Annotated in this window: 10 protein-coding genes; all 10 read left to right on the forward strand. The window is 48.8% G+C overall.

Going from position 1 to position 12780, the window contains the following annotated elements:
• The first annotated feature begins 48 nt into the window (after positions 1 to 48).
• Entirely contained in the window at positions 49 to 900 is an 852-nt protein-coding gene (locus tag A0126_RS01820) for an MBL fold metallo-hydrolase (RefSeq protein WP_088836192.1), read from the forward strand.
• A 353-nt stretch (positions 901 to 1253) separates the two neighbouring features.
• Positions 1254 to 1958: a hypothetical protein gene (locus tag A0126_RS01825; RefSeq protein ID WP_088836193.1), complete on the forward strand. Its 705-nt coding sequence runs from the start codon at positions 1254 to 1256 to the stop codon at positions 1956 to 1958.
• Positions 1959 to 2064: 106 nt separating this feature from the next.
• Positions 2065 to 3225, forward strand: a complete 1161-nt coding sequence (locus tag A0126_RS01830; protein ID WP_088836194.1) for an ROK family transcriptional regulator — start codon at positions 2065 to 2067, stop codon at positions 3223 to 3225.
• Between the two features lie 568 nt (positions 3226 to 3793).
• Entirely contained in the window at positions 3794 to 4276 is a 483-nt protein-coding gene (locus A0126_RS01835) for a hypothetical protein (RefSeq protein ID WP_029332520.1), read from the forward strand.
• Between the two features lie 29 nt (positions 4277 to 4305).
• Positions 4306 to 5616: an ABC transporter substrate-binding protein gene (locus A0126_RS01840; protein WP_088836195.1), complete on the forward strand. Its 1311-nt coding sequence runs from the start codon at positions 4306 to 4308 to the stop codon at positions 5614 to 5616.
• Positions 5617 to 5690: 74 nt separating this feature from the next.
• Entirely contained in the window at positions 5691 to 6653 is a 963-nt protein-coding gene (locus A0126_RS01845) for a carbohydrate ABC transporter permease (protein WP_088836196.1), read from the forward strand.
• Positions 6654 to 6666: 13 nt separating this feature from the next.
• Complete coding sequence (locus A0126_RS01850) at positions 6667 to 7452, forward strand: carbohydrate ABC transporter permease (protein ID WP_088836197.1); 786 nt, start codon at positions 6667 to 6669, stop codon at positions 7450 to 7452.
• A 27-nt stretch (positions 7453 to 7479) separates the two neighbouring features.
• Positions 7480 to 9465, forward strand: coding sequence for a beta-galactosidase (locus A0126_RS01855; RefSeq protein ID WP_088836198.1), 1986 nt, complete (start codon positions 7480 to 7482; stop codon positions 9463 to 9465).
• A gap of 12 nt (positions 9466 to 9477) precedes the next feature.
• A complete protein-coding gene (locus tag A0126_RS01860) occupies positions 9478 to 11610 on the forward strand; it encodes an alpha-galactosidase (protein WP_088836199.1) in 2133 nt (710 codons plus the stop codon).
• Positions 11607 to 12779, forward strand: coding sequence for a galactokinase (locus A0126_RS01865; protein WP_088836200.1), 1173 nt, complete (start codon positions 11607 to 11609; stop codon positions 12777 to 12779). The genes A0126_RS01860 and A0126_RS01865 overlap by 4 nt, the downstream gene beginning before the upstream one ends.
• Position 12780: the final 1 nt, after the last annotated feature.

Below are 12780 nucleotides of genomic sequence, written 5' to 3' on the forward strand. Positions count from 1 at the left end.
TCATCCGGATGGGCTTTTTCGTTATACTACAAGCAGGAGGCGATGAAGATGCAACAATTTAACCAATTGACGGATCGTGTATGGTATCAAACGCCGGTCAGTGAAACGGATCGACCGATTTTAGGGCTGATCGTCGGAGCAAAACGCAGTCTGATGATTGACGCAGGAAACTCGAGCCGGCATGCGGCACTGTTTTTAGAAGAAGTGGAGCGACATGGCTTGAAAAAACCTGATTTACTGGCATTGACGCATTGGCACTGGGATCATATTTTCGGACTAAAGGAAATGAACCTTCTGGCGATGGCAACGAAGCGGACGGTAGCGCGAATTGAACAGATGCTAGATTATGACTGGACAGATGAAGCACTCGAAGCGCGAATCGAGCAGGGAATCGAGATACCGTTTTGTGCCGATGCCATCAAGCTCGAGTTTGGTCCGACACGTGATATAGCAGTACAATTGCCAAATATTCAATTCGAGGGAGAACTTGTCGTCGACTTAGGGAATGTGCATTGTATTCTGCGCGAAGTCGAAAATGACCATTCACCCGGGAGTCTGCTTGTTTACATACCGGAAGAACGTGTCTTATTTTTAGGGGACGCGATGTATGCTGATATCTTTTCGGCGAAATGGAACTATACGGTCGAGCGAATGACGTTGTTACTCGATGCAATCGCGGAGTATGATGCGGCGTATTACGTTTGGTCGCACGGTGAGGCAATGCCCCGCGAAGCGTTCGAACAAGAAGTCGTGATGTTACGTCAGGCGATGGATGTGACGGAGCGAGCAGGTGGGAAGATTTCAGAGATGCATCGATTATACAAAGAAACGGTCGACCGTGTGTTAACGACGGACGAAGAAGAAACGCTCGTCTTTTTTGCGAACGGGATGAAATCTTAAAGAAATCAATCGTCAGTTCGGAAGGAATTGATGCCGCAAAAGGCGAAACTATTCAATATGAGAAAAATTGGATAGATGAGAAAGGGAGTTGTATAATGTATCCGGATAAAAATAATCGGAACGAAACAAGCGACCGTGTTTTTTTGGTACGGGAAAATTCTTTTTCGTCTTTGTGATTGCGCTAGTGCTCTATGTTCTCTACGACTTGTATCTCCAATGAAAACAATCTGACGCGTCACCTTCCTGAAAAAATCGGGAGGTGATTTTTTGATTTTTAGGGGAGTGCAAAGAGACCAAATTTTGGGTAATAATCAGCATGAGACACTTACAGGTTTTTGCAGAGGAGGCACAACATGAAACGCATCCAGATTGCCGACTTTGATCGTCGTTTACCTGGGAGAGAGCTCCGGGAGACGACGCATTATTATGAAGTGGTTTTTATGAAAGATTACGAAGAAATGTATCCTTCAACACAAGTACGAACGATTCAATTGGCAGATATCTGTGTCAACTTAATCGTGATGCCGGAGCGGACGTATCTTGTCTCCGCGTTATTTTTGAAGCCGGTCGAAGTAACAGATGTCGTCGCCTGGATTCAACTGTACACGATTAGTTTTGCGACAGCTGATGACTCGGGTTATTATGTCGAACAGGCGGATGAAATTCTTGAAATCGTCCTGTATCAAGACAATCCGATTGTCATTGCGACACGAGGGGATGACCGCCTTTATTATGAGACGAAAGGAGCGATTGAAGTGCGCCGAGCCACCAATGAAGGAATTGGAAACAAACCATTGTTGTATTTGAACGGAGAAGCATGGTTCGGGGTCCCGCGACTTGAATTCAACCCGAAGCAAGACGAAATCCATGTCAATGGAACGTTTTTATTCGCTGATTATATGGACGTTTATCAAGGTCATGTCAGCTTTTTTCGGAAGACGGACCCAGAATTGCCCGCTGTGTTGCTAGTCGGGCAGGCCATTATTGAAATGGAGTTGACGGAAAAGCCAGACGGTAGCCGAATCCTCGTAATCGAGCAGCCATATGATGAAGCGTGAAACCTCGCCTCTTTCTCTTTCAAAATGAGTTAAAAAGGAGACAGTGAAATCCCTTACAAAATGTGCGAAGATAGGAAGGAGAAGGTTAGAGGGGATGAGGGGAAGCATGACTAAAGAGACACCACGTAATTCAAAATGGATGCGCTCCTACAATCGGGCACTTGTGTTACGCCTGATTCGAATGCATCAGCCAATTTCGAGGGTCGAACTTGCCCAGCGGACAAATTTGACGAAGCCGACGGTCTCGAACATCGTCAGTGAGTTGATTGCCGATGGTCTCGTGACGGAGCGGGAACTCGGAGTTTCGAATGGGGGACGCAAACCAATCATGCTTGAATTGGTTGCGACGCAACAATATGTCATCGGAATCGATGCGACGAGTCATCGTTTCATCGGTGTCATCGCCGACTTGAGTGGAAATACGATCCATGAAGTCGAATCGATCGGACACTTTGATACGAGTGACGATATGATTGATGCCGTCAGTCAACTGTGTGAAGAATTGATTGAAGCGACAAACGGTGTCGGGACGATTCATGGCATCGGAATTTCTGTCCACGGGATGGTTAATCCGGAAACAGGTGTCATCCTATTTGCCCCTCGGTTCCACCTTCATGATGTCGCACTAAAAAAACATTTAGAGGAACGATTTGCCTATCCAGTTTTCATCGAGAATGACGTGCGTGCGCTCGCTTCCTTCGAATTGTTATTTGGCGAGGGGGTCGGGGTCGATCAATTCTTTTACCTTTATGCAGGCGAAGGGATTGGAGGCGCCTATGTACTGGATGGAAAGTTGATTGATGGGGAAAACCACATCACGGGTGAAGTCGGACATATGCGACTTGATTTAGATGGCCCCATCTGTTCTTGTGGCAATCGTGGTTGCCTCGAGGCATTGGCAGGCGAAAAGTCACTGTTGCGCGATTTTGAAGTCATTGATCCGCAAGTAAAAACCTTACTGGAACTGCGAAGTCGTTTAGTGGCAGGAGACGAACAAGCGGCGCGCGCCTATCACCGAGCAGGAGAGTATATCGGGATTGGTGTATTGAATACGATTCACTTGTTGAACCCGAAACGGATTTTACTAGGCGGCCCGATGTTTGAACGCGCACCGGGCATCGTCGAGCAGATTAAAGAACGGGTCGCGCATACGGCGCTGACAACAGCCTCGCGACAGACGGACGTGAAGATGGTGCCGTGGAGTGAAAAACAAGGGGCACTTAGTGCCGCAGCTTTAGCGACAAATAGTGTCTTTCAAACGATTTAAAGTATAAACTACTTCCATCGATATGACGGAAGTAGTTTTTTTGACTGTAGGCAAACTCTTATGAAGAGTGAAAATGCGATAACGAGAAGCAATCAGTTCGCGCTTCCCTTTCGCGCTTCATCTTCAAAGCGGCAATTGGTCTAAAGCGATTCAAGACGGATTGCGCTCCAAATCGTTTGCATGCCTGGATTTCTCTCACGGTATTACTTAAAAAGCGTCACGTTTCGTTGACTCCTACGGGAAAAAGTGCGTGTTTAACGCACTTTCAGAGGCAGGCAAGACCCTGCTCGTGTCCGTTAGGACCAAGGAGCAACGGCTTGCGCCTCGCCCGAGGAAAGCAACGAAAAAGACGCTTTGTCACGCCCTCAGTTATCAGGACTTCAAGCAATCTCGAGATAACCCCAAAAAATAATTTATGAAAACGTTTACAAATATAAAAGTCATATGATATAGTCTTTTTAAAGATAGATAATAAATTTAATTTACTAAGTTCATGTGAACGGTGGAGGTGGATGCGGACTGGCGAAGACCAGTCGAGCTGAAACGGAAAGAAGGAGGCAACGCGCCGATGGAAACAAAAGATCCGTGGGTTTCCTATCGTGAAGCTTTTGGGCGTTACGGGGCCATCCGCGGCTTTTACTATGATCGTCAAACGCAGCGGATGACTGAACAACAACTAGGGGATGAACGGTCACCGGACCAAGACATCGTGCTCGTCCGTCCGCGACAAGATGGAGTTTTTCAATTCCGGATGTCATCCGTGCAAGGAGTATTGACAATCCGTTCCTCAGAACTGCATGTTCGAAAAAATGAGAGCGGATACATCGAATTACGCGCATTGATGCAACAAATGCGGACGGCAGGCTGCTTAACACTTGGCGGAGAGTTTTACTTATTTGTCGCTCGCGAAGTCGACACATTGGATTATCGGTTACGTTTGATTGCCCGCGTGTTGATTCGGCTACAGGGAATGCCGATCGACCAAACGGTGATGGAAGACTGGTGCAAACAAGCGAAACTGGAAGGTCAACACGGTCAAAAATACGCATGATACTTACACATAAAAAGGGGATCAATCAGATGAAATTTAAAAAATCGAAGATTTTAGCGGCAGCATCGGTTCTTACATTATCAGCACTACTCGCAGCTTGTGGTGGCGAAGATGAGCAACAGACGACAACAAAAGACGGTAAAACAATCATTACCTGGTGGGGCTGGGCACCACAACCTGAAGCTGGGAAAGCCGTTGTCGATGCGTTCAACAAATCGCAAGACAAGTATTCAGTCGAATTCAAACGGTACAGTGAAGACTATGAAAAGCAACTTCAAGTCGCAATGTTGTCAGGTAAAGGCCCGGACATCATTGGCTTAAAAGAACCGATGATTCAGCAGTATAAAGATCGTGTCGTACCGGTCGATTCATATATGGATAAAGCAGCCGGAGATGGATGGAAAGATAAATTCGTCGAGCTCGGGATTGAACAGACGACACTTGATGGTACACAATACGCAGTCCCAATCGGTTTCACAGGACAAGCATACTTGATGTACAACAAGACGATGCTTGATAAATACGGTGTCACGCCACCTAAGAACTATAAAGAAACGGTCGATGCCGTCAAAAAAATCAAAGCGTCTGGCGATAAAGTCATTCCATTGATGCTCGGAGCAAAAGATGCTTGGATCGACATCGATGTCTACAACGTCCTCAGTCACCAAGTCGCGCCGGGTTATATTCAAAAAGTCTTGTCGGGTGAAGCAAAATGGACAGATGACGAAATGGTCAAAACAGCACAAGTATGGCAAGACCTCTTCGAAGATAAAGTCTTCCAAGAAGGAGCACTTGGTCTTGCGACTTACAATGACGGGATGAACCAGTTCTTCGATAAAAAAGCTGCGATGTGGGTCATCGGTTCATGGGAAGCACACTCGATGACGACGGCTGAGAAAAAAGACAAATGGAAAATTGACGATGAACTTGGATTTGCGCCACTTCCTAACCTCGTAGGCGGAACAGAACAACCAATCATCGCTTCAATCGATATGGCGCTTGGTGTCAATAAAGAATCGAAACAACAAGAAGGTGCAGCAGAGTTCATCGCCTTCATGAGTCAAGGTGAAGGACAAGAAGTATACATGGGTGAGTTCGAGATGGCACCAGGAATTAAAGATGTCACAATCGACTCTGATTCCGCTTTCACATCGGAAGGCGAAAAAGAATCATACAAAATGTTAAACGATACGCTTGCGGACGCAGTCGCGAGCCGTGGAATCCGGGATACGAAATTGAACGATATCCTCGGGAAGGAACTTCAAAATATCGCAACAGGTCAAGATCCGAAAGAAGCACTTCAACGTGTTCAAGATACAGCGGATAAATCGGCGAAATAAGCAGTAGACAGCGAAGTGATGCGCCTGGCGTATCACTTCCTGATTTTTGGAAAAGAGGAAAGTGAGGAATCAACATGCAGACAGAGCGTCAGGAATTGCCGATTAAACCAAAAGCAGAGCCGTTAAAACCAGCAGCGACACGTTCACCTGCTCCAAGAAAAAAAGGCAAGATGAAACAAAATATGGTCGGTTGGGCATTTGTCGCACCAATCGTCCTTTTCGTCGTCAGTTTCATCTACTACGGGATTTTCTACAATGCCTATAACTCGTTTTTCTCATGGGACGGGATTTCGTTTGATAAAGCGTTTGTCGGGCTTTCAAACTATGCGGAAATGTTCGGAGATCCGGACTTTTATCTTTCGCTCAAAAACACCTTCATCTTCACCGTCTTGACGGTCACAATCCAGGCTGGAATCGGACTTGTTCTCGCGTACTTCCTGCATACACAAGGACCGCTGCGGACTGCGATGAAATCGGTCTTCTTCTTCCCGGTCGTTTTGAGTCCGGTCGTCCTTGGGGCAGCTTTCACACAAATTTATGATTTCCAATTTGGCTACATCAACGAATTCTTACGTGCAATCGGTCTTGGGAGTCTCGAGCAGAATTGGCTCGGCGATCCGGATATCGCGCTTTATTCCGTCATCGCCATCAATATCTTCCAGTGGACAGGGTCGTCGATGGTCATGTACTACATGGCGATGTTGACGATTGAAAAAGAAATTTTCGAAGCTGCGAAAATTGATGGAGCTGGTTTCTTCCGGACCCTTTGGAGCATCGTGTTCCCGAACTTAAAGGGCACGACCTTCACGTTATCGATCCTCGGTGTCATCGGTGGACTGAAGACATTTGACTTAGTCTGGATCACGACTGCCGGTGGGCCGGGATCGTCCACAGAATTTATCTCGACCTACTTATTCCGAAAATCAATGCTCCAACAGGAAGTCGGCTACTCGAGTGCTGTCGCCATCGTGCTACTTACAATCGCGTTGCTGATCACGTACTTCCAATTACGGATACAAAAGAAAATGGATAACTAAGGAGGAACGTACCATGAATGTAGAATCTAAAAAGAGTCGTTGGATGATCAACCTTGTCCTTGCCTTAGCTTCAATCGTCTGGCTGTTCCCGATCTTTGTCATGTTCAAGGAAAGCTTACGTGTCAATGGATTTGAGAACTATATCGCGACGTTACAAAACCCGAATTTCCCAACGTTCGTCTTCAACAGTTTCTTTGTTGCTTTCTTCATGATCATCATCTCAATCACGATTCTTGCGTTTGCAGCGTTCGCTTTTTCAAAGCTAGAGTTCGCAGGAAAGCGTCTCATGTTCAATATGGTCCTCGCCGGTTTAATGTTACCGGTTGCTTCGATGATCGTCCCTTTGTTCTTTACGCTCCGTTCATTTGACGGACTGAACAATCATTGGGGATTGATTGGGGCAGAAGTTGCATTTTTCCTCCCGTTCGGCTTGATGCTCATCAAAGGGTACTTTGACGAATTGCCGAACGAACTGATGGAAGCGGCCTATATCGACGGTGCGACAATTTTAGAAGTCTTCTTCAAAGTCATGTTGCCACTCGCGAAACCGGCACTTGCGACAGCATTAATCTATGCGTTCCTCAACTCGTGGAACGAATACTTGATGGTCTTGACGTTCATGACCGATCCCGCTTACCAGACAGTCACGATGGCACCGAGTTTCTTCAAAGATGCACTCGGCGGCGATCCAGGTAAAATCTATGCCTCACTTGTGTTAATCAGTTTACCGACAATGGTCTTCTATATCTTCTTCCAACGTTTCTTCCAAAAAGGAATGACGGCCGGTGCAGTAAAATAATTTGTTTTTTGAGTCAGGGGGAGCAATATGTATTTAGGAGTCGATTATTATCCGGAACAAACACCACGTGAATTGTGGGAGGAAGATTTTCGTTTGATGAAAGAACTGGGGGTCAACGTCGTCCGGATTGCAGAATTTGCGTGGACGATGATGGAACCGGAAGAAGGGGTTTATGACTTCGACTTTTGGGATGACGTCGTCGCACGACTCAGTGACGCGGGCTTCGATATCGTCCTCGGTACACCGACGGCAACACCACCCGCCTGGATGTGTCATAAGTATCCAGAAATTTTACCGGTCGACGAAAACGGTGTGACGATCAGCTTTGGTGCGCGTCGTCACTATACGGTTCACAGTGAGACCTATCAAAAGTTTTCCGTCGCGATTACGACGGAAATGGCGAAACGGTACGGGCAACATCCGCGTGTCATCGGTTGGCAGACAGATAATGAGTACGGTCATGAAAAGTCGGACCGCTCTTACAGTGCTATCGACCGGGCCGCTTTCCAGGTCTGGCTCAAGAAGCGGTATGGCACGCTTGACGTGTTAAACGAGACATGGGGAACGGTCTTTTGGAGTCAAACCTATACGGCGTGGGAACAAATTCCCGTCCCGCGTAAAGTTTACCAAGAGCATAGTCCAGCCCTGCTCGTCGATTTCGACCGATTTTGTGCCGACGGCTATAACTATTACAACAAGCTGCAAGTCGATGTCTTACGGGAACATATCCATCCGGATGCCTTTATCACACATAACCTCGTCTACAGCGATATGGCTGTGAATCAACAACAGATGGCGCAAGATCTTGACTATGTCTCATTTGATAACTATCCCGTCTGGGGCGGGTTACCGGAACCAAACCGTTTCGAGAAGATGGCGAGCGATCACGATCTCTGCCGGTCGTCGAAACAGGGCAAAGGTTTCTGGGTCATGGAACAGCTCAGTGGCGCACAGGGGTGGAGCAAAATCGGATACTTACCACGCCCGGGTCATATTCGTCTCTGGACGTATCAAGCCGTTGCGCGCGGCGCGGAAGCGATCGTCTATTTCCGCTTCCGGGCAGCCTTGTTCGGGACGGAAGAATTTTGCCACGGCATCATCGACCACGACGGGAAACCGAAACGGAAGTTTGCTGAAGTCAAACAGATCATGACGGAACTAAATACGTTCGGCGACGAGATCAATGCCAGTACGTACCGAGCGGATGTCGGTGTCTATTTTGATCAGGAAAACGTTTGGGCCTGGACGCATCAACGACACAGCGATGCATTTGATTTCCGGACCGAGTTCGTCCGTTTTTACGGCGGGGCTGTCCGCAAGCAGGTTGCGACGGACATCGTTTTCCCGGGCGATGCGCTTGACGGCTACAAACTGATTATCGTGCCGCTGTACTTCCTGACGAACCCGACGTTCGATCAAGCATTGATTGATTACATGGAACAAGGGGGGCACGTCATCTTTACGTACCGGACAGGTGTCAAGGATCCGCATAACAATGTCATCCCGAAAACACTTCCCGGGAAGTTTGCCACGTATGCCGGCATTGAAATCGATGAATATGAATCCCTTCAAGCGGTCCAGCAAAACCGTGTCGAGGGACTTGACGGACAATCGTCGACGGCACGCCTCTGGTGCGATCTCATTACACCGACGACGGCAGAGCCGCTCGCCGTTTATCGCGATACATTTTACGATGGTGTCGCAGCCGTCACGCGAAATCAATACAAAGGAACAATCACGTACATCGGAGCGTCGATCGATGACGCGATGATCGATACGATTTACGCGCAAGCCTTTGAAGAAGCAGGAATCGAGACGCTTGAAGTGCCGGACCAGGTCGAAGTCGTTCGCCGTCACGGGGAAACACGCGATTTCGTCTTCCTGATGAACCATGACACAAAAGAAACGAAACAAGTCACGCTTGACGGAACATATCAGGAGCTGACGACGCAAGAGACATACAGTGGAACAGTGACACTCGCACCGCTTGCGACACTGATTCTGACGACGTAAGGAGGTAGGACCATGGCAATCTTTGAAGTATCGAAACACCGATTCGTGATCGAAGGACAAGATGTCGCGCATGTCGTGACAATCGGAGCGAATGGGAAGCTCGTTCATACGTATTTCGGGGCACGACTTCCGTATCGAGCAGATTATGCGGCGTTACCGAGTGCGGTTCTTGCACACAGTTCATTCGAATCGCCAGACGGCGTCGCGACGTACGACTTTATCCCGTTCGGTGAGATGGTCTATACAGAACCGACGTTAAAATCAGAACGGGCAGACGGAGCAAGAATCAGTCAATTTTCTTTCGAGCAAGCAGAGCTGTCGGATACGGCACTTGTCTTATGGCTCCACGATCCCCTCCAAGATTTGCGCGTCGGGGTACGGTATGAACTTTTCGCGGCATACGATATGATCGGGCGCTCGCTCATCATCGAAAACGCAGGAGAAAGACCTGTCCGTTTGACGACGGCGCAGTCGTTCGCGATGGGACTTTTAAATCGTCCGACGCTCAACTTCCATCATTATGCCGGGATATGGACGGGCGAATTCCAAAAACAAATCACGCCGCTGACAGCAGGACGCAAGACGATTGAAAGTCGACGCGGTGTGACGAGTCACCAGGCAAATCCCTGGTTCGCGCTTGAACACAATGCGACAGAGACGACGGGCGAAGTCATTTACGGCCATTTTGCCTATTCGGGCAACTGGTCGATTCACGCTGAACAAGATGCCTTCGGGTTCGTCCAACTATCGGGTGGGATGAATGGATTTGACTTCAGCTGGACGCTTGACGCTGAACAACGTCTAATAACACCGGTCTTTTATATCGGCTATACTCCGGACGGCTTCGCCGGAATGAGTGCGCGCGCGCATGACTTCCAGCGTCACGTAATCATGCCGGCGTCTGACCGTGAAAACGTTCGACCGGTCCTTTATAACTCATGGGAAGCGACGTATTTCGATGTGACGGAACAGGGACAACGGGCACTCGTCGATCAAGCAGCGGACATCGGATGTGAACTATTCGTCGTCGATGACGGTTGGTTCGGTGAACGTCACTCCGATCAAGCGGGATTAGGCGACTGGGTCGTCAATCGGAAGAAGTTTCCGAACGGTCTGACCCCTCTGATTGAGTATGTGAAGGGAAAAAACATGCAGTTCGGTCTTTGGGTCGAGCCGGAGATGGTCAATCCGGACTCCGATTTATATCGCGCACATCCGGACTGGATTTATCATGCTCCGGGTGCTGTCCGGACGACATCGAGAAACCAGTTCGTCTTGAACCTCGGTTTACCGGAAGTCGAACGTTTTGTTTATGACATGATGGATGAATTATTGACGTCGCACGAAATCGACTACATCAAGTGGGACATGAATCGGGCATTCTCTGAGCCGGGTGTCCCGTCGCAAACGCCGGACGCGCAAAAAGAACTTTGGAAGCGTCACGTCGATGCCTTATATCGAATCTTCGACGAGCTACGACTCGGGCATCCGACGGTCGACTTCGAAGCGTGTGCCGGTGGCGGAGGTCGGATTGATCTCGGGATTTTAGAGCGGACGGAACAAGTCTGGACGAGTGACAACACGGACCCGCTTGACCGGTTGACGATTCAACATGACTTCTCGTTTGCCTATAATGCAAAAATGATGAGTTGCTGGGTGACGGATGGTCCGAACTGGTTGAATGGGCGGAACTTACCGCTTGCGACGCGGTTCGTCTCTTCGATGCAAGGGACGCTCGGCATCGGTGGAAACTTAAGTGAGTGGACGGCAAGTGAACTCGCGGAAGCGAAAGGATGGATTGAGACATACAAGACGATTCGGCCGACAGTTCAGCACGGACGTCAATACCGCCTCAGTCCATTCTCACAAACGACAGCGAGCATCATGCAGTATACGTCTGAAACTGAGACAGTCATTTTGGCGGTTGCACCGATGCGTAAGCATGGCATTCACCAGTACAGCTTTAAACTGACGGGATTAGATGCAAGTAGACTCTATCAAGTGGAAGATCGCCAGGTGAGCGGTGCTTACTTGATGAACCAAGGACTGAACTTCTCTTATTCGACGGACTATGAAGCACGTTGTTTACGAATTCAACCCATCTATCAATTGAGACAAATTGAGCAAAAGGAGCCGATCGCATGACCGACCAGACGTTAGAACAAATCTTTGAAGAGCAATTCGATGTACAGGCGACACATCGCTTTTTTGCGCCAGGGCGTATCAATTTGATTGGAGAGCATACGGACTATAACGGAGGTCATGTGTTTCCATGTGCCTTGACGCTCGGGACGCATGCGATTGCCCGAAAACGGGATGATGCAACGTGTCGTTTCTATTCACTCAACTTCGAAGCAGACGGCATCATCGAAGTCGGATTAGACGACTTGGCCCATAATCCGCAAGACGGTTGGACGAATTATGCCAAAGGAATGGTGCACATCCTCCGGGAAGCCGGGTACGCCATCACGTCAGGATTTGACGTCTTGATTAAAGGGGATATTCCGAACGGAGCAGGGTTGTCTTCGTCTGCTTCACTCGAACTCGTCATCGGTGTCATGCTCGAGCGTTTATATGAATTGGATCTCGACCGGGTCGAACTCGTGAAGTTCGGTCAGCAGGTCGAAAATCACTACATCGGCGTCAACAGTGGCATCATGGATCAATTTGCGATCGGGATGGGACAGGCAGGGTCAGGATTACTCCTTGACTGCCAAACGCTTGATTACACGTATGCACCGCTCGACTTGACGGGCTATACGATCATCATCATGAACACGAACAAGCGGCGTGAACTCGCCGATTCAAAATACAACGAGCGACGTGCGGAGTGTGAACAGGTGCTCGAACAGTTACAGCAAGTCCGGCCGTATGCAACGCTCGGAGATTGGTCGATGGCAGAATTCGAAGCCGTCACACTCGACGACGAACGCTTGATGCGCCGGGCACGCCATGCCATTTCTGAAAATGAGCGGACGTTACAAGCCTTGGAAGCACTACAAGCAGGGCAACTCGAGGAATTCGGAGAATTGATGAATGCGTCGCACCGGTCACTCCAACACGATTATGAAGTGACAGGGCAAGAACTCGACGCGTTGGTCGAAGCGGCTTGGGCGCAACCGGGTGTCCTTGGGGCACGGATGACAGGAGCCGGCTTTGGTGGCTGTGCGATTGCAATCGTTGAAACGTCAACAGTCGACCGATTCATCGATGCCGTCGGACAACGCTATGAAAGCCGGATCGGTTATCCGGCAACGTTTTACACGGCGACTGTCGGAGACGGAGCGCGTGAAGTCGAACGGGAGGTCATCTAAT

It is taken from the genome of Exiguobacterium sp. N4-1P (assembly GCF_002214325.1).